The 17,002-nt window shown below is 62.5% G+C and carries 17 protein-coding genes; 5 read left to right on the forward strand and 12 right to left on the reverse strand.

What is annotated here, in order from left to right:
- Positions 1-2: 2 nt before the first annotated feature.
- From EUU22_RS14215 to EUU22_RS14230, 4 genes are all read right to left on the reverse strand, one after another.
- The gene (locus EUU22_RS14215; protein ID WP_112685169.1) at positions 3-269 is read right to left on the reverse strand and encodes an usg protein; all 267 of its coding nucleotides are present in this window, start codon (positions 267-269) and stop codon (positions 3-5) included.
- Between the two features lie 240 nt (positions 270-509).
- Positions 510-1,340 (reverse strand): ABC transporter permease, encoded by an 831-nt coding sequence (locus EUU22_RS14220; RefSeq protein ID WP_129332625.1) that lies wholly within the window; start codon positions 1,338-1,340, stop codon positions 510-512.
- On the reverse strand, positions 1,337-2,137 hold the full coding sequence (locus EUU22_RS14225; RefSeq protein WP_129332626.1) for an ABC transporter permease: 801 nt from the start codon (positions 2,135-2,137) through the stop codon (positions 1,337-1,339). Before EUU22_RS14225 ends, EUU22_RS14220 begins: the two co-directional genes overlap by 4 nt.
- A 113-nt stretch (positions 2,138-2,250) precedes the next feature.
- Entirely contained in the window at positions 2,251-3,027 is a 777-nt protein-coding gene (locus EUU22_RS14230; protein ID WP_129332627.1) for an ABC transporter substrate-binding protein, read from the reverse strand.
- Between the two features lie 364 nt (positions 3,028-3,391).
- On the opposite strand from EUU22_RS14230, the gene EUU22_RS14235 reads away from it, so the two are divergent.
- Positions 3,392-5,632: an OmpA family protein gene (locus EUU22_RS14235; protein ID WP_129332628.1), complete on the forward strand. Its 2,241-nt coding sequence runs from the start codon at positions 3,392-3,394 to the stop codon at positions 5,630-5,632.
- A gap of 59 nt (positions 5,633-5,691) precedes the next feature.
- Here the strand turns inward: EUU22_RS14235 and mobB are convergent, their stop codons facing one another.
- The 4 genes from mobB to moaA all read right to left on the reverse strand — a co-directional run bounded on the left by mobB (position 5,692) and on the right by moaA (position 8,919).
- Positions 5,692-6,225: a molybdopterin-guanine dinucleotide biosynthesis protein B gene (mobB, locus tag EUU22_RS14240; RefSeq protein WP_129332629.1), complete on the reverse strand. Its 534-nt coding sequence runs from the start codon at positions 6,223-6,225 to the stop codon at positions 5,692-5,694.
- Complete coding sequence (gene mobA, locus EUU22_RS14245) at positions 6,222-6,842, reverse strand: molybdenum cofactor guanylyltransferase MobA (protein ID WP_129332630.1); 621 nt, start codon at positions 6,840-6,842, stop codon at positions 6,222-6,224. The genes mobB and mobA overlap by 4 nt, the downstream gene beginning before the upstream one ends.
- Complete coding sequence (locus EUU22_RS14250) at positions 6,839-7,714, reverse strand: DMT family transporter (RefSeq protein ID WP_129332631.1); 876 nt, start codon at positions 7,712-7,714, stop codon at positions 6,839-6,841. Before EUU22_RS14250 ends, mobA begins: the two co-directional genes overlap by 4 nt.
- Before the next feature lie 215 nt (positions 7,715-7,929).
- Complete coding sequence (moaA, locus tag EUU22_RS14255; protein ID WP_439329153.1) at positions 7,930-8,919, reverse strand: GTP 3',8-cyclase MoaA; 990 nt, start codon at positions 8,917-8,919, stop codon at positions 7,930-7,932.
- Between the two features lie 205 nt (positions 8,920-9,124).
- Between moaA and EUU22_RS14260 the strand changes: the two genes are divergently transcribed.
- A complete protein-coding gene (locus EUU22_RS14260) occupies positions 9,125-9,487 on the forward strand; it encodes a gamma-butyrobetaine hydroxylase family protein (protein WP_129332633.1) in 363 nt (120 codons plus the stop codon).
- Between the two features lie 21 nt (positions 9,488-9,508).
- On the forward strand, positions 9,509-10,096 hold the full coding sequence (locus EUU22_RS14265) for a TMEM175 family protein (RefSeq protein WP_129332634.1): 588 nt from the start codon (positions 9,509-9,511) through the stop codon (positions 10,094-10,096).
- Positions 10,097-10,109: 13 nt separating this feature from the next.
- On the opposite strand, the gene EUU22_RS14270 is transcribed toward EUU22_RS14265, so the two are convergent.
- On the reverse strand, positions 10,110-10,577 hold the full coding sequence (locus tag EUU22_RS14270; protein ID WP_129332635.1) for a MarR family winged helix-turn-helix transcriptional regulator: 468 nt from the start codon (positions 10,575-10,577) through the stop codon (positions 10,110-10,112).
- Between the two features lie 48 nt (positions 10,578-10,625).
- Here EUU22_RS14270 and EUU22_RS14275 point away from each other — a divergent pair, with 48 nt between their 5' ends.
- Positions 10,626-11,558, forward strand: coding sequence for an alpha/beta hydrolase (locus tag EUU22_RS14275; RefSeq protein ID WP_129332636.1), 933 nt, complete (start codon positions 10,626-10,628; stop codon positions 11,556-11,558).
- Between the two features lie 46 nt (positions 11,559-11,604).
- The gene (locus EUU22_RS14280; protein ID WP_129332637.1) at positions 11,605-12,213 is read left to right on the forward strand and encodes a pyridoxamine 5'-phosphate oxidase family protein; all 609 of its coding nucleotides are present in this window, start codon (positions 11,605-11,607) and stop codon (positions 12,211-12,213) included.
- Between the two features lie 4 nt (positions 12,214-12,217).
- On the opposite strand, the gene EUU22_RS14285 is transcribed toward EUU22_RS14280, so the two are convergent.
- From EUU22_RS14285 to fumC, 3 genes are all read right to left on the reverse strand, one after another.
- A complete protein-coding gene (locus EUU22_RS14285) occupies positions 12,218-13,288 on the reverse strand; it encodes a GGDEF domain-containing protein (RefSeq protein ID WP_129332638.1) in 1,071 nt (356 codons plus the stop codon).
- Positions 13,289-13,512: 224 nt separating this feature from the next.
- Positions 13,513-15,120, reverse strand: a complete 1,608-nt coding sequence (locus EUU22_RS14290; protein ID WP_129332639.1) for a fumarate hydratase — start codon at positions 15,118-15,120, stop codon at positions 13,513-13,515.
- 149 nt (positions 15,121-15,269) lie between these two features.
- Entirely contained in the window at positions 15,270-16,661 is a 1,392-nt protein-coding gene (gene fumC / locus EUU22_RS14295; protein WP_129332640.1) for a class II fumarate hydratase, read from the reverse strand.
- Between the last annotated feature and the right edge of the window lie 341 nt (positions 16,662-17,002).

Here is a 17,002-nt window from a genome sequence, read left to right on the forward strand (position 1 = left end):
TCTCAGTGGAGGATGAACTCACCCTTCAATGCACGCCACTCGTTGGCACCGATCAGCCGGCGGTGGACGTAGCAGACGGAATGGAGCGGTCCGTCGAGCTTCTCCTGCCAGAATTTCAGGAAGCTCTTCATCTCCGGAAATTCCGGCGCGAGATCATAGTGTTGCCAGACATAGGTCTGCAGCACTGCCGGGTGGTCGGGCATTCGGTAGAGGATTTGTGCGGTGGTCAGGCCGTAGCCCTTCAGCATCATTTCCATGTCGTGGTTCATCGCAGCCTCGCAACGCTGTTCCCATTGCTTTCCCGCCGGAACGAATGGCGTTTGCCGCTTCTGTTGTACCCCGACGGGGTCTTTACCAGACACAATCATGGAAGCACCGCTTTGCTTAAGCGAGGCTTAATATTTGCTCGAATTTCGGAAAATGTACGTTTTCAATCAGATGGTTGGCAGCGTTCGCCGCCGAGTGCTGCCAGCGCCGCCCTGCCTGTCTTGCGGGGCGGCGCCGTGAGGTTACCGTTTGAGGTGGCGGGTCAGGCGGGCTTCGAGAGCCGCCCAGACGTGGCGCATGGTCTCGACGATCGACAGGTAGAAGACCGCAGCCCAGAGATAGGCCTGATAGTCGAAGGTGCGCGAGAAGGTGTAGCGGGTCTGGCCCATGAGATCGAGGACGGTGACGACCGCGACGACCGCCGAGCCCTTGATCATCAGCACGATCTCGTTGCCGTAAGGGCGAAGTGCGACGATGAGGGCCTGCGGCAGGATGATCTTCCAGAACGTGACGAAGCGCGAGAGGCCGAGAGACTTCGCGCCCTCGATCTGGCCGTTCGGAACGCTCTGGATCGCGCCGCGCAGGATTTCGGCCTGGTAGGCGGCCGTGTTCATGGTCATCGACAGCAGTGCGCAGTACCAGGCCTCACGGAAGAACCACCAGAGGCCGAGCGCCTCGATCTGCGGACGGAAGCTGCCGAGACCGTAATAGATGAGATAGATCTGGGCGAGCAGCGGCGTCCCGCGGAACACGTAGACATAGGCGTAGGAAATCGCGTTCAGCACCCGGTTCTTCGACATCCTGGCAAAGGCGATCGGCATCGAAAGGACGGCGCCGAAAAAGATGGAGGCGAAGACGAGCGTTGCCGTGACCCAGAGTCCGGAGAGGTAGCGCGGCCCGTACTTGACGAATTTGTCGGTGTCCCAGTTGCTGACCATCATGTAGGCCAGCGAGAGCGCCAGCAGCGCCCAGAGGGCGAGCCCGGCATAGCCGATCAGGCGGCTCGCGGTCGGCGGCTTGGGCGGCATGACGGGGGCGGGGCGGGGAGCGATGAGTTCGGTCGTGTAGCTCATCGGCGTGCCTCCGCACGATGGCTCCAGCGGTCGATGAGGCTCAGCCCCCCGGAAGACAGGACGGCGAGTCCGAGATAGAGGCCGCAGGCCAGCACGTAGAAGAAGAAGGCTTCCTTGCTGACCTTCGCGGCAACGCCCGTCTGGCGCAGGATGTCGGTGAGCCCGATGACCGAAACGAGTGCCGTATCCTTCAGAAGGTTCATCCAGAGGTTTCCGAGGCCAGGCAGGGCAATACGGATCAGCTGCGGCAGGATGACGAGGCGCATCGTTCGTGCGCGGTGGAGGCCGAGCGCGTCGCCGGCTTCGTACTGACCCTGTGGAATGGCGCGGAAGGCCGAAAGCAGCACTTCCGAACAGTACGAGGAAAATACGACCGACAAGGCGATCATGCCGGAAACGAAGGCGTTGATTTCGACGCGTTCGTCGTAGCCGAAGGCGTTGAGCACGGCCTGGATCGCCATCTGCAGGCCGTAATAGACGATGAAGAGCGTGAGGAGCTCCGGAAGGCCGCGGAAGATCGTCGTGTAGATGCCGCCGGCCAGCCTCAGGATCTTGTCCTGCGACTGCATGGCGAGCGCGATCATGAAGCCGATCAGCAGGCCGATGGGCAAGGTCGCCAAGGATAGCGTCACGGTGACCTTCACGCCAAAGGCGATTTCGTCGCCCCAGCCTTCGGTGCCACACGACACGAGAGAGGAGCCGAAGAGAGTGAAGAGGCCTGCCGGTCCGCAGAACGGATCAAACGTATACTGCACCCAGGCCCAAAGTGCGCCGATCGCGGAAAGTAATCCGCTCATGCCTAGTCCCCTGTCGCGGTCTGCGCCGCCTTGTCTTTATTTCCGCTTCGCCGAAACGTAAATGGCGGAAGAACCTGCCTTCCGCCATCCGTGAGCGATTTCCAGTCCGGCGATTATTCGCCGTAAACGTCGAAATCGAAGTACTTGTCGTTGATTTCCTTGTACTTGCCGTTCGCACGGATCGCGGCGATCGCGGCCGTGAACTTGTCGGCGAGCGCGGTCTCTCCCTTGCGGACGGCAATGCCGGCACCTTCGCCGTTGATCTCGATGTCGACCGGCATGGGCTGGAGGATCTTGCAGCACGCGCCGGCGTCGCTCTTGACCCATTCCGACAGGACGACGATGTCGTCGATGACCGCATCGGCGCGGCCGTCAGCGAGGTCGAGCTTGTATTCGTCGGCGGTCGGATAGAGCTTCAGCTCCGAGTCGGCGAGATGCTTTTCGGCATAGTTGGCGTGAGTCGTCGAGGACTGCGCACCGAGAACCTTGCCCTTCAGGTCCTCGACCGACTTGATCGGCGAGTCCTTCGCAACGGCAATTGCCGGCGGCGTATTGTAGTACTTCTTCGAGAAGTCGACCTTTTCCAGCCGTTCCGGTGTGATCGACATGGAGGCGATGATCGCGTCGAACTTCTTCGCCTGCAAGGCGGGGATGATGCCGTCCCAGTCCTGGGTGACGAATTCGCATTCGACCTTCATTTCTTCGCAGAGTGCCTTGGCGATGTCGATGTCGAAGCCGACCAGGGTGCCGTCGGCCTGCAGGTTGTTGAAGGGCGGGTAGGCGCCCTCGGTGCCGATGATCAGCTTTTCGCCTTCGGCCATGGCGCTGCCCGCGAAAAGCGACAGGGCGGCAATAGACACCGCTGCAAAGAAACGGGTGGAGATACGCATAGTGATCCTCTCTGTTGGTCATCCGCGCGGTTGTTGTTCCCGCGCTCACTGGGATGGCGGCACCGAACGTGCCGGGCCTGCGGCGATATTCCTACTCTTTTTCGCGGAAAATCAACAGCAAAGACGCCGTTATCCAAAAAACGCATGAGACTGTCGAGTTCGCGGCATGACGAGCAACAGTATTGCTCACGGCGCTTAATTCCGCCGGCGCATGAAACTTTTTCCGTTCAGCTACGGTTAATTTGTCGCAAACTACGGTCCGTTGATCAGGAGCGGGAGGACTAGTGAGGCGGACACAACAATGCCGTCTTCTCTTGTTCGCTCCTCGAAAGTGCGTGGAGACACGCGTCACAAGGAAAACGAAATGACTTTGAGATCAAAACTGTTCGCCACGGTCGCCCTGCCGGTTCTCTCGGCGGCCGTCGTCGTGGAGCCGGTGGCCGCGCGCGCCGTCTCGCAGGCTCAGGAGGCTGTCGCCCCGTCCGCTCGCGGGGAGCAGGGAATTCTTGTCGCGCAGGTCACCTGCGGCGACGGAAGCGAGGCCGAGTCGGCCGACGCATGTCCGCAGGCTCCGGCAGAGGAACAGGCCCCCGCCGAGGAGCAGCCGCCAGCCGAGGAGCCGCCGCCGGTAGAGGAACAGGCTCCCCCTGAGGAGCAGGCGCCCGTCGAGGAACAGGCTCCCGCTGAGGAACAGGCGCCGGCTGAAGAGCCGCCGCCCGTCGAAGAACAGGCCCCGGCCGAAGAGAAAGCGCCTGTCGAAGAACAGGCTCCGGCAGAGGAGCAGCAGGCTCCTGCTGAGGAGCAGGCTCCTGCCGAGGAGCAGCCGCCTGTAGAGGAACAACAGCCCCCTGCGGAAGAGCCGCAGGCTCCGGCAGAGGAGCAGGCCCCGACCGAAGAGCAAGCGCCCGTCGAGGAGCAGCAGGCTCCCGCAGAAGAGCAGGCTCCGGCAGAGGAACAACAGGCTCCGACTGAGGAACAGGCGCCTGCCGAAGAGCAGCAGGCACCGGCCGAAGAACAGGCGCCGGCCGAGGAGCAGCAGGCACCGGCCGAAGAACAGGCGCCGGCGGAGGAACAACAGGCTCCGGCCGAGGAACAGGCGCCTGCCGAAGAGCAGCAGGCACCAGCCGAAGAACAGGCGCCGGCGGAGGAACAACAGGCACCGGCCGAAGAACAGGCACCGGCGGAGGAGCAGGTACCTGCCGAGGAACAGCAGGCACCCGCCCCGGACGCTACTCAGGGTGAGGCTCCGGCCACTCCCGACCAGTCGTCCGCCGACCAGGCTCCGGAACAGCAGGGTGAGCAGGCCGTGATCCCGGCCGTAGAGCCCCCGGAAGAGGCACCCGTCCCGGAAATCGTCGACACTCGCACCGAAGAAGAGAAGCTGCAGATCGCCGAAGACCCCTCCAAGACGGCCGAGACGGTCGTCCTGCCGGTCGACAATGGCGCCGCCGTTCTCGACAGCGACAAGGATGCGGACAACACCGGAGGCGAGGGCGTGCGTGAACAGCGCATGCAGTTGAGGTCGGAAGAGCCGGTCGCGCCGCCGCCGGAGAGCGATGCGGCTGCGCAGGCCGAAGCAATCCAGGTCGAGCAACAGACCCTCGATGCGGCGATCAAGGAAGAGGGAACTAGGCTCGATGCTGCCCCCACCTTCCAGGTTCCGCAGACGGTCATCAACAACGTGACGAACGTCACCAATGTGACCAACAACACGGTGATCCAGAACAACGTGTCCAACCAGGTCACGGAAGTGAAGGTCATCGAGCAGATCGACGACCGGACGATCATCAATGTCGGCAACCAGATCGTCGTTCGCGGCGACGAGCGCCAGCGTATCCGTTACGACGCCGAGGACAGCTACTACGAAGAGCTGTCGCGTGGTCGCGTCCGCGAGACCGTGGTGCGCGGAAGCGGAACGCGGATCGTCACGATCTACAACCGCTACGGCGATATCATCCAGCGCTCGCGAATCACGGAGGACGGCGACGAATACGTGCTGTTCTACGCACCCGAGGCCGACACGGACCGCCCGCGCGTCTATGTCGACGTGGGCTACAGCCTGCCGCCGATGCGTCTTACGGTTCCGCTCAACGACTACATCGTGACGATGTCGGACGCTCCGGACCGTGACTATTACGACTTCCTCGCCCGGCCGCCGGTCGAACGGGTGGAACGCGTCTACTCGATCGAGGAAGTGAAGTCGTCGGCCCGCCTGCGCGACAAGGTTCGCCGTATCGATCTCGACACCATCACCTTCCCGTCGGGCTCTGCCGAAGTGCCGCTCGCCCAGGCCAAGACGCTCCGCAAGGTCGCCGCGGCGATGGAGAAGGTGCTGGCGAAGGACCCGGGTGAGGTCTTCCTCATCGAAGGTCATACGGATGCTGTCGGTTCCGACCGCTCGAACCTCGTGCTTTCGGACCAGCGCGCCGAAACGGTCGCCAACCTGCTCACCGAGGTTTACGGCATCCCGCCGGAAAACATGACGGTCCAGGGGTATGGCGAGCGTTACCTCAAGATCCGCACGCAGGCTGCCGAACAGCAGAACCGGCGCGTGACCATCCGTCGTGTCACGCCGCTCGTGCGCCCGGTTGCGGCAAACCGTTAAGCGCTACGGGAAGACAAAAGGAAGGGCCGCCGGCATCCGCCGGCGGCCCTTTCGTCTGTTCAGGCGGCTGCGGGGGAACGTGGTGGCAGGCCGGTGACGCGGGTGACGAAATCAGCGATCGCAATCGTGTCGTCGAGGTCGAACAGCGGCAAGGCAGTGTCGGTCACGGGATGATCGGCGGCAATCGCGACGATGTACGGATCGGTGGGCGCGAGCGGTTCGCGGCTTGTCGCGTCGAGCCGTCGCGCTTCGATCTTCGGAATCGGTTCGCGCTTGTATCCCTCGACCAGCACGAGATCGCAGGGTGCAATCCGTGCCAGGATGTCCGCGAAGCTCGGTTCCGGTGCGCCGCGCAGCTCGTGCATGATGGCATAGCGCGTTCCAGAAACGATCGTCACTTCATGGGCACCCGCCTCGCGGTGGCGGTAGCTGTCGGCGCCGACCTTGTCGATGTCGAAGTCGTGGTGGGCGTGTTTGATCGTCGAGATCCGGTAGCCGCGCCGGGTGAACTCGGCGACGAGGCGGACGGCGAGGCCCGTCTTGCCGGAATTCTTCCAGCCGGAAATGCCGAAGATTCTTGGCGTTGCGGTCATCCGTCTTCCTCCTCCAGAAAGGCTTTCGCGAAGGCGAGTTCGTCGGGCGTGTTGACGTTGTAGAACGGATCGAGCAGCCCATGTTTCGTTGCGATCGGCGGAAAATCGACGGCCGTCGACGTGTGGCGCGCGATGAACACTTGAAGTTTGCGATTTCCGGGATCTGCCAGCCATTCCTCGAGATCGTCGGCAAGCGTAAGCGGCCAGAGCGCGACCACCGGATGCCAGCGTCCTGCGGACGAGGCGACGACGATGGCGTCGTCCGCGGGCAGGGCGGCCTCCAGTCGTTCCACGAGATCAGGCGGAAGGAACGGCGTATCCGCCGGTGCCGTCACGATATGCCGTGGCTTCGGCATCAGGTTTTCGGCATGACGCAGGCCGGCGAGCACACCCGCGAGCGGTCCCGGATGGCCGGAGATGGTGTCCGGCACGAGCGGCAACCCGAGCGCGGCATCGGCGCCCTCGGGGGCGTTGACGGCGAGCGACGAAACCTGCGGGGCCAACCTTTCAACGACATGCCGGATCATCATCTTGCGGCCGAGCAGTACGGTCGCCTTGTTCTCGCCCATGCGGCGGGAGAGACCGCCCGCGAGAATGATACCGGGTGGTCTGGTCATCCGTCGGCCTTTCGCTTGTTCTCGCGGTAGAAGGCATAAAGACCCGACGCGATGACGATCGCAGTACCGGTCATCATCCAGACGTCCGGCACTTCGCCGAAGACGACGAGCCCGAGGCCCACCGCCCAGAGGAGGCTGGTATAGCGGAACGGTGCGATGAAGGATATCTCGCCGGTGCGCATTGCCATGATGATCGCCTGATAGCCGATGAAGACGAGTACGGAGGCGAGCGCGAGAAGCCCGAACAATTCGCCGGTCATCGGCTGCCACCCGCCGAATGGCTGGACGAGCAGGGCGCCCGCCACTGCATTTCCTGCCGCTGAAAAGAGCGTGACGCTGAGCGACGACACGCCCGCGTGAATGCGCTTCGTCACGAGATCGCGGGCGGCGGCGGAAAACACGCTGCCGACGACGTAGAGGGAGGCGAGCGTGAAGCCTTCAGGACCCGGCCGGATGATGATCATGACGCCGATGAAGCCGACGATGATCGCCGTCCAGCGGCGCCAGCCGACCGGCTCGCCGAGGAAGAGGGCCGCCCCGAGGGTGACGGCGAGCGGCAGCGATTGCAGGATGGATGCGGCGTTGCCGAGCGGGATCTGTCCGAGTGCCGAGAGATAGGCGATCGCCGCCGTCACCTCGAAGAGGACGCGCAGCGCCACCATCGGCTGGAAGAGCGTGCGGATATGGTCGAGCGCGTTCATGCGACGGGCGATTATGTAGACGAGCACGCTCGTCATCACCCCGCGAATCAGCATGATCTGCCCGACATTCATGTACGGCGTCACCGCCTTGATGACGGCATCGTTGCAGGTGAAGCCTGCCATCGACATCATCATCAGGATGGCGCCCGTGGTATTCCTGGACAGTTTCATTCCATATCTTTCCGGGGAGGGGATTCGCCCCCAGGACCTGGAGGTGTTCTTCCGCGACGGAGAGCGCGGACCGCCCGCCGGCGAATCTGCGAAATCGTCACGCCGTGGAGAGGACACGGCAATGCGGCGTCGTGCAACATCAAATTCGAATTTGCTTGCATGTTGCGATCACGGGCGTCGCGGCGGAGAAGAAATGGCTGGCGGAACGCGGCGGATCAGCCGCCGGTCACGCTCATATGGCGGGCGACGGCGGGACGGCGATGGTCGCGATCGATGATGAAGTCATGACCCTTCGGCTTGCGCGAGATGGCCTCGTCGATCGCTGCTGCAAGCAGGGTATCGTCGTCCGAGGCTCGCAACGCTGCTCTGAGGTCGGCCGCATCGTCCTGGCCGAGGCACATGTAGAGCGTGCCGGTGCAGGTGAGGCGCACCCGGTTGCAGCTTTCGCAGAAGTTATGGGTGAGCGGCGTGATGAAGCCGAGTCGTCCGCCGGTTTCCTTCACCTCGACATAGCGGGCCGGGCCGCCGGTGCGATAGGGAATATCGGAGAGGGTGAACTGCGTCTCCAGCCGCTGCCGCACGGTCGAAAGCGGCAGGTACCGGTCCGTCCGGTCCTCGCCGGTCTCGCCCATCGGCATGGTTTCGATCAACGTCAGGTCCATGCCGTTGCTGTGGGCGTAGCGCAGCAGGTCCGCAATCTCGTCCTCGTTGAAGTCCTTCAACGCGACGGCGTTGAGCTTGACGCGAATGCCTGCCTTCTGTGCCGCCTCGATGCCCTCCATTACCTTGGCGAAGTCGCCCCAGCGGGTGATCTCGGCGAATTTCCGCGGATCGAGGGTATCTAGCGAGACGTTGATGCGCCGGACGCCACAGTCGGCGAGTTCGGCGGCGAAACGGGCGAGCTGCGAGCCGTTGGTCGTCAGCGTGAGCTCGTCGAGGGCTCCGCTCTCCAGATGCCTTGCGAGGTTCCGGATGAGGAACATGATATTCTTGCGCACCAGCGGCTCTCCGCCGGTGAGCCTCAGCTTGCGCACGCCCTTCGCGATGAAGGCCGAACAGAGCCTGTCGAGCTCCTCCAGCGTGAGGAGGTCCTTCTTCGGCAGGAAGTTCATGTTTTCCGCCATGCAATAGGTGCAGCGGAAATCGCAACGGTCGGTGACCGACACACGCAGATAGGAGACCATGCGGCCGAACGGGTCGATCATGGGCGCGCTATCGGGCGCCGGGCCTGTGGCCTTTCCGAGCGAGCCGGGACTGTAGTTCAAGGCGTCTCCTCCGTTTTGAGGATAATCTGGTGACAACCTTGCGTCTCGTCAAGCAATCAACTCGGGCAGGATCGCGGCAAAATGGCTTGCACAGGCCGGAGGCGCCGCTTAGTTCTTCTTTCCAGCAACGCGGGGACTATCGATCATGAGTGATTTCTGGCCGACCGAACTGAAGGTTTCCAAAGACCGCCGGCAATTGTCGGTCGCCTTCGACGACGGCGCGTCCTTCGCATTGCCGGCAGAGATGCTCCGGGTTCTGTCACCCTCTGCGGAAGTCAAGGGCCACGGCCCGGGACAGGAGGTGACGGTACCCGGTAAACGCAATGTGTCCATCACCGCAGTTCATCCGACCGGCAACTACGCCGTGCGTATCGCCTTCGACGACGGTCATGACAGCGGTATCTTCACCTGGTCCTATCTGCGGGAACTCGGGCAGAGGGGCGGCGAGCTCTTCGCCGAATACGAGCGCAAGCTTTCCGAGAAGGGACTGAGCCGGGATCGTCTGTAAAAGCGAGAGAGGGGCAGTGGAATGAATACCGCACGGCTAGAGGCATTCAGCGACGGCGTTCTTGCGATCGTGATCACGATCATGGTGCTGGAACTTAAAATACCCCATGGTGCAGAGCTCTCGGCGATTGTTCCGCTGCTGCCGGTGTTCCTGAGCTATGTGTTGAGCTTTGTTTACGTGGGGATCTACTGGAACAACCATCACCATCTGCTGACCTTCGGTACCCGCGCCACGGCGCGCGAGATGTGGGCCAACATGCACCTCCTGTTCTGGCTGTCGCTTGTACCGTTCGCCACCGGATGGGTGGGTGAGTCCCACGGCTCGGCGATGCCGGCCGCCTGCTACGGCTTCGTCATGCTGATGGCCGCCATCGCGTACAAAATTCTTCAGATACAGATCATTTCGTCGTCGGGTCGCCGTGATGAACTCAGGGCCGCACTCGGTCGCGATGTCAAAGGCCTGATTTCGCCGGTCATCTATCTGGCGGCGATCGGCCTCGCCTTCGTCATGCCCATGATCTCTTACGCGCTCTACGCCCTGGTCGCATTGATGTGGATCGTGCCCGACCGGCGGCTCGAACGGGTTGTCGGCGAAAAACGGGCGGCCTGAACAGCCCGCGGGACTAGCCGGCGGTTTCTTCCTCAGCCTGCAGCCGGGCAATCAGGAGCTCCATCGACTCGGCCATGGCGAGGCACTGGTCGATCGGCGTCACCGAAAGCGTTCTTTCGATCAGTTCGGTCTGGATCGTCATGGCGCGTTCGGTGACGTCGCGACCATTCTCGGTCAGGAACAGGCGCAATACGCGCTTGTCCTTCGGATCGTCGCGCCGCGAAATCAGTCCGCGCTTTTCCATCTGGGGCAGCAGCATGCTCATGTTCGAGCGGCCGACCAGCAGTTTGCGCGCCAACTCCTGCTGCGAAATCCCTTCATGTCGATAGAGATTGATGAGGATGTCGAGATGCGGGGTCTTGATATCGAGCGGCGCCAGGGCCCGTCCGAGCGCCGTCTGCATCATCTGGCAAGCACGGCCGACGGCGATCCAGCTTCGAAAACGCGGATGGTCCCACGGAAGGGATTGATTTTTGTTCATCGTTGTACTTTTATTGTTCAGCATTGAACATCGTTGGAGAATCCCAATATGGCATCCTTCGCGCTCGAGGTCACCCGTTTCGGCTTCTCGCTCGCCGGTCTTCTGTCGCCCGGTCTTTCAGGGCGACTGGCTTTCTCGCTCTTCTGCCGCACGCCACCCCGTCGGCCGAAAGACGGCAAGGCGGCCTCCGCCCTCGCCACCGGCGCCGAGCAACTGGCGGGAGCCGAACGAATCGTGCTGCCGGTCTCCCGGGGCGCGGTGGCGGCCCGCCGCCTTGGTGCCGCATCGGCCGATGCGCCCCGTGTGCTCATCGTCCACGGCTGGGGCTCTCGCGCGGAATATCTGGCGCGGCTCGCCGCCGACCTTCACAAGGCAGGGGCCGAAGTGGTGCTGCTCGATCTGCCGGGACACGGGCATTCCTCGGGGCGGCATCTGAACCTGCGGCTTGCGGCGGAGGCGATCTGCGCCGTTCAGGAGCGGCTCGGCTTCTTCGACGTTGCGATCGGCCATTCCTTCGGCGGGGCTTCGGTAATGACTGCGATCGGCGGCATCTTTCCCGGCGCCTGTCGCTTTGAGCCGGGCAGGGTGGTGCTCCTTGCCGCGCCGAGCAACATACACTGGGTGATCGACGGCTTCTGCGGGATGCTGAAGCTGCGCCCCTCCGTCCGTCGGGCCATGGTGAAGCGCGCCGAGGCGGTTGCGGGTTGTCCTGTCGATGCGCTCGACACCGTCCCGATCGCCGCGCGGATCGGCCGCGAGATCCTCGTCCTGCACGCAGAAGAAGACAAGGAGGTGCACGCCGAACACGCCCGCCGCCTCGAAAGAGCCGGTCCTCACGTGACCGTCCGGTGGGCCAATGGCTTCGGGCACCGCAGGATCGTGGCGGCGCCGGATATCATCGCGGAGATCGCCTCCTTCGTCTTTGACGACGGCGCAGGAATTGCCGACGAACCGGAGCGGCGACTGTCGTCATCCTGTTAGGAAATCGGCTATACACGGGATGGCTTGTTCCACCCCGGAGGTTTCGATGAAGACAATCCGTACCGTCGAGGAGCTCGTGGCGCGTTATGGCGAACCCGGCGAGGCCTCGCTGGTGAAGGTCACGTCCTTTCTCACGCCGGCGTATCGGCGGATGATCGAGGCATCGCCCTTCGTCGCGCTCGCGACAATCGGAGAGGACGGGCTCGACTGCTCGCCGCGCGGCGATCCCGGCGGCGCGGTACGCATCGAGGACGAGCGCCGTCTCGCTCTGCCGGACTGGCGCGGCAACAACCGCATCGACTCGCTCCGGAACATCGTGCGGGATCCGCGCGTCGCGCTGATGTTCCTGATCCCGGGCTCGAACAGTGTGGTGCGGGTGAACGGCACGGCCGTGGTTTCGGTGGACGAGGCGCTGATCGACAGTTTCGAGGTGGAAGGCAAGCACCCGCGCAGCGTCGTGGTCGTCACCGTCGGCGAGGTCTATTTCCAGTGCGCCCGCGCCGTCATGCGCGCGGATCTCTGGAACGTCGACCGCTTTGTCGATCCGAAAAGCCTTCCGACACCCGGAGACATGCTGCAGGCGGCGAAAGCGGATTTCGACAAGGATACCTATGACCGGGAATGGCCGGCGCGGGCCGCCGGGACGATGTGGTAGGCGGTCAACGACGGTAGATGAGCCAGCTCTTGGTGAAATCTTTCTTCATGCCGTCCTCGAACTGCCGGCTACAGTTACGGCCGGCATTCTTCGCACAATAGAGGGCGATGTCCGCCTTCGCGTAGAGCTCGCCCGGATCCTCGGCAGCGTTCGCCATGCACAGACCGAGAGAGAGCGTGATCGGTCCGTAATTAACCCCGGTCCTGGAATTCTTGAACGGTGTCAGTTCCAGCGCCTGGCGCACGCGCTCGCACATCTGCATGATCTCGTCGGGCGTGTTTCCGTCGACGATGATCGCGAATTCCTCGCCCCCGGTGCGGGATACGAAGACGTCTTTGCGGACATTCGTGCGGATGACGGTCGCGACCGACGCGAGGATCTTGTCGCCGACAGGGTGACCATAGCTGTCGTTGATCTTCTTGAAGTGGTCGATGTCGGCCAGCACAAGGCCGGTCAGCGGCAGGTTGAAGCTGCCGTCATAGATCGCCGCAAGCTTCTCGTCGAAGGCGCGACGGTTCGCGATGCGCGTCAGCGAATCGGTATTGGCGATGCGTTTGTATTCGTCGAGTTCCTTGCGGACCTCGGCCATTTCCTGCGACTTCTGCTCGACGCTCTCGACGGTCTTCTCGCCGTGCGCCATGGTGTCGCCGGTCGCTTCCTGCAGGAGCGTGATTGCGCTGCGCAGGAGTTCGGCGCTGTTCTTGCTCTTGTTGTTGATGCGGGTGCATGTCTCGCCGAGCAGCTTGTTGTAGCTCTCGAGCGAACTCTGCTCCTGCTTCAGCAGTCCCAGCAGACCGTCGAGCTCCGTCACGATCCGGCTGTGAACATTCTCCATGATGCGCGACTGGTGGTGGCGCCCGAAATACTGTTCGCCGAGCGTGTCGAGTTCTTCCTGCGTCGCCTTGCTGCCGAGCGCGGAAAGCTCGCGCGTCAGTGCGGGATTGGAGCCGATATAGGCTTCGTAAAAAAGCTCGTAGTTACGCGGGATCGGCGCCACGCCCATGGTGCGCATGGCGTAGGTAATCTGCGCGGCGATGTCCGGAACCGGCGCCTTCGGCGTCACGCCCGTGTTCATCGCGAAATCCCCCCTTCCTGTATCCCCTGATTCGTCTTGTTAAGATAAACTTCAACTGTTTGGAAATGCTTAATTCGACCAACCCCAATTATAGTCGGGTTTCTTGCTGTCTGGTATTTGAGAAAATTCTTTAAAATGCTGATATTGCTTGTATCTCGTCTTTACATAAAGAACGGCGGAGCGCCGTCTGACGCTCCGCCGTTAATTTCTGCCCGGTTGTATTTTCAGTCGAGCTTGAATTCCTGGAAGAAATCATTGCCCTTGTCGTCGGTGACGATGAAAGCCGGGAAGTCCTCGACTTCGATCCTCCATACCGCCTCCATGCCGAGTTCCGGATACTCCAGAACCTCCACCTTCTTGATGCAGTCCTTGGCAAGACGCGCCGCCGGGCCGCCGATGGAGCCGAGATAGAAGCCGCCGTGCTTGTTGCAGGCTTCGCGCACCGCGCGTGAGCGGTTGCCCTTGGCGAGCATCACCATCGAGCCGCCGAACGACTGGAACTGGTCGACATAGCTGTCCATGCGGCCGGCCGTCGTCGGGCCGAAGGAGCCGGATGCATAGCCAACGGGGGTCTTTGCCGGCCCGGCATAGTAGACCGGATGGTTCTTCATGTAGTCCGGCATGCCTTCGCCCTTTTCCAGCCGTTCGCGGATCTTGGCATGGGCGAGGTCGCGGGCGACGATGATCGTGCCGGTGAGCGAAAGGCGGGTCTTGATCGGGTGCTTCGTGAGCTCGCCGAGGATCGCGCTCATCGGCTGGTTCAAATCGATCTTCACGACGTTGGACGAAAGGGCCTTCTCGTCGATTTCCGGCATATACTTCGACGGATCGGTTTCGAGCTGCTCGATGAAGATGCCGTCCCTGGTGATCTTGCCGACGGCCTGGCGGTCGGCGGAACAGGAGACGCCGAGGCCGATCGGCAGGGATGCGCCGTGGCGCGGCAGGCGGATGACGCGAACATCGTGACAGAAATACTTGCCGCCGAACTGCGCGCCGACGCCCATCTGCTGGGTGAGCTTGTGGATTTCCTTTTCCATTTCGAGGTCACGGAAGGCGTGGCCGGATTCGGAGCCCTCCGTCGGGAGGTCGTCGAGGTAGCGGGCCGAGGCGAGCTTGACCGTCTTCAGGTTCATTTCGGCCGAGAGGCCGCCGATGACGATCGCCAGATGATAAGGCGGGCAGGCGGCGGTGCCGAGCGTCAGGATCTTTTCCTTGAGGAAATCGATCATGCGGTCGTGGGTCAGCAACGAAGGCGTGCCCTGGTAGAGGTAGGTCTTGTTGGCCGAGCCGCCACCCTTGGCCATGAACAGGAACTTGTAGGCGTCCTCGCCTTCCTCGTAGATGTCGATCTGCGCGGGAAGATTGGTGCGGGTGTTCTTTTCCTCGAACATCTTCAAGGGCGCGAGCTGCGAGTAGCGCAGGTTCTTCTTCTCGTAGGCATCGCGCACGCCGTGCGCCAGCGCCTCGTAGTCGCCGCCTTCGGTCCAGACCTTGCGGCCTTTCTTGGCCATGATGATCGCCGTGCCGGTGTCTTGGCACATCGGCAGTACGCCGCCGGCGGCGATATTGGCGTTCTTCAGGAGGTCGTAGGCGACGAAGCGGTCGTTGTCGGTCGCTTCCGGGTCGGAGAGGATCGAAGCGAGCTGCTTCAGGTGTCCCGGGCGAAGCAGATGGTTGATATCGGCGAAGGCCGTCTCGGCGAGCAGGCGCAGGCCCTCGGGATCGACGGTGAGGATTTCCTTGTCGTTGAAGGTGGTCGTGGACACGTAGTCCGAGGAAATCTTGCGATAGGGGGTCTTGTCTTCGCCAAGCGGGAAAAGATCGTCAGCCATTTTCGGAAAACCTTGGAAGCGATGGGATGGGATGGCGTGGTTTACGGGCACCGGTCGCAAAGATCAATGATTCTAAGGTTGCGGTGCCGTCGCGTCCTGAACATCCTCGGGCGCCTGCCGCCGTCTCCGGATCGCGAAAGGGCGCACGGTCAGGAGGGGCCGATCATCTTTTCCGGGCGTACGACCGCATCATATTGCTCTTCGCTGACCAGCCCGCTTGCGAGCGCCTCCGCCTTCAGTGTCGTGCCATTCCTGTGAGCGGTCTTGGCGATCTTCGCGGCATTGTCGTAGCCGATCACCGGGGCAAGCGCGGTCACCAGCATCAACGAGTTTTCGACACCCTTCTTGATGTTGTCCTCGCGGGCCTCGATGCCGGTGACGCAGTTGTCGGTGAACGACCGGGCGGCGTCGCCGAGGAGTTGCACCGACTGCAGGAAATTGTACGCCATCATCGGATTGTAGACGTTGAGTTCGAAATGGCCCTGGCTGCCGGCGAAGGTGATCGCCGCGTGATTGCCGAAGATGTGGGCGCAGACCTGTGTCAGTGCCTCCGACTGCGTGGGGTTGACCTTGCCCGGCATGATCGACGAGCCCGGTTCGTTTTCGGGCAGCGCCAGTTCGCCGAGCCCCGCACGGGGGCCGGAGCCGAGGAACCGGATGTCGTTGGCAATCTTGAAGCAGGCAACCGCCGCGGCATTGATCGCGCCGTGGGCGAAGACCATGGCGTCGTGGGCGGCGAGCGCCTCGAACTTGTTCGGTGCGGTGACGAAGGGCAGGCCGGTGATCGTCGCGATCTCCTCCGCCACCTTCTCGGCAAAGCCGACCGGCGCATTGAGGCCGGTACCGACGGCGGTGCCGCCCTGGGCGAGTTCGTAGAGACCCGATAGCGTGAGTTCGATCCGCTTGACCGCCGAGGCGACCTGGGCCGCGTAGCCGGAAAATTCCTGCCCGAGGGTGAGCGGCGTGGCATCCTGCGTGTGGGTGCGACCGATCTTGATGATATGGGCGAAGGATTTCGTCTTGGCATCAAGGGCCTGGTGCAGATGTTTGAGATTTGGAATCAGGTGGTGGACGATCTGCTCTGCGCAGGCGATGTGCATGGCCGTCGGATAGGTGTCGTTCGACGACTGGCTCATGTTGACGTGGTCGTTCGGATGCACCGGCTTCTTCGAGCCCATCACGCCGCCGAGCATTTCGATCGCCCGGTTGGAGATCACCTCGTTGGCGTTCATGTTGGACTGCGTCCCGGACCCGGTCTGCCAGACGACGAGCGGAAAATGGTCGTCGAGCGTTCCCTCGATCACCTCCTGCGCGGCATCGACAATGACATTGCCGATCTTCGGATCGAGGATGCCAAGGGCCATGTTGGCACGCGCCGCCGCCTGCTTGACAATGCCTAGCGCCCGTACGATCGAGAGTGGCTGCTTTTCCCAGCCGATCTTGAAATTGCCGCGCGAGCGTTCCGCCTGGGCGCCCCAGTAGCGGTCGCCCGCCACTTCGACAGGGCCGAACGTATCGGTTTCCGTGCGCGTCTTCGTCATCACTCCCACCTTCTTGCCGGAGATTGTCGCGTCCTTCAGGTGTTAATCTAGTCCGGCGCCCGACGGGCGCAATCGCCTGACGCAAATTTGAAAGGCAGCCCCGACCGCGATCGCCTGAGATTTCCATTCAGGGTTGCGGCAGTGCTGCGGTGACGACCCGGTCCGGTCGGTTGTTTGGGAAAAATTAACGATATATTCGACTAGAATACGCGCTGTTTTCCGGAACGCCGCGCGGGCAGTCACATAATTTTTACGGGGCCGACGGCTCTGACCAGTCCGTGCGACCTTTTCATTGGAGAGCCGTTGGGCTAGTCGTCCGCGAAACGTCGATGATGGGCGAA

It is taken from the genome of Ciceribacter ferrooxidans, from assembly GCF_004137355.1.
GTDB classification, from domain to species: domain Bacteria; phylum Pseudomonadota; class Alphaproteobacteria; order Rhizobiales; family Rhizobiaceae; genus Allorhizobium; species Allorhizobium ferrooxidans.

Bases quoted from the DNA above. Each gene is read 5' to 3' on its own strand.
- EUU22_RS14215 (WP_112685169.1), bottom strand. From the start codon at position 269: ATGAACCACGACATGGAAATGATGCTGAAGGGCTACGGCCTGACCACC.
- EUU22_RS14220 (WP_129332625.1), bottom strand. From the start codon at position 1,340: ATGAGCTACACGACCGAACTCATCGCTCCCCGCCCCGCCCCCGTCATG.
- EUU22_RS14225 (WP_129332626.1), bottom strand. From the start codon at position 2,137: ATGAGCGGATTACTTTCCGCGATCGGCGCACTTTGGGCCTGGGTGCAG.
- EUU22_RS14230 (WP_129332627.1), bottom strand. From the start codon at position 3,027: ATGCGTATCTCCACCCGTTTCTTTGCAGCGGTGTCTATTGCCGCCCTG.
- EUU22_RS14235 (WP_129332628.1), top strand. From the start codon at position 3,392: ATGACTTTGAGATCAAAACTGTTCGCCACGGTCGCCCTGCCGGTTCTC.
- mobB (WP_129332629.1), bottom strand. From the start codon at position 6,225: ATGACCGCAACGCCAAGAATCTTCGGCATTTCCGGCTGGAAGAATTCC.
- mobA (WP_129332630.1), bottom strand. From the start codon at position 6,842: ATGACCAGACCACCCGGTATCATTCTCGCGGGCGGTCTCTCCCGCCGC.
- EUU22_RS14250 (WP_129332631.1), bottom strand. From the start codon at position 7,714: ATGAAACTGTCCAGGAATACCACGGGCGCCATCCTGATGATGATGTCG.
- moaA (WP_439329153.1), bottom strand. From the start codon at position 8,919: ATGATCGACCCGTTCGGCCGCATGGTCTCCTATCTGCGTGTGTCGGTC.
- EUU22_RS14260 (WP_129332633.1), top strand. From the start codon at position 9,125: ATGAGTGATTTCTGGCCGACCGAACTGAAGGTTTCCAAAGACCGCCGG.
- EUU22_RS14265 (WP_129332634.1), top strand. From the start codon at position 9,509: ATGAATACCGCACGGCTAGAGGCATTCAGCGACGGCGTTCTTGCGATC.
- EUU22_RS14270 (WP_129332635.1), bottom strand. From the start codon at position 10,577: ATGAACAAAAATCAATCCCTTCCGTGGGACCATCCGCGTTTTCGAAGC.
- EUU22_RS14275 (WP_129332636.1), top strand. From the start codon at position 10,626: ATGGCATCCTTCGCGCTCGAGGTCACCCGTTTCGGCTTCTCGCTCGCC.
- EUU22_RS14280 (WP_129332637.1), top strand. From the start codon at position 11,605: ATGAAGACAATCCGTACCGTCGAGGAGCTCGTGGCGCGTTATGGCGAA.
- EUU22_RS14285 (WP_129332638.1), bottom strand. From the start codon at position 13,288: ATGAACACGGGCGTGACGCCGAAGGCGCCGGTTCCGGACATCGCCGCG.
- EUU22_RS14290 (WP_129332639.1), bottom strand. From the start codon at position 15,120: ATGGCTGACGATCTTTTCCCGCTTGGCGAAGACAAGACCCCCTATCGC.
- fumC (WP_129332640.1), bottom strand. From the start codon at position 16,661: ATGACGAAGACGCGCACGGAAACCGATACGTTCGGCCCTGTCGAAGTG.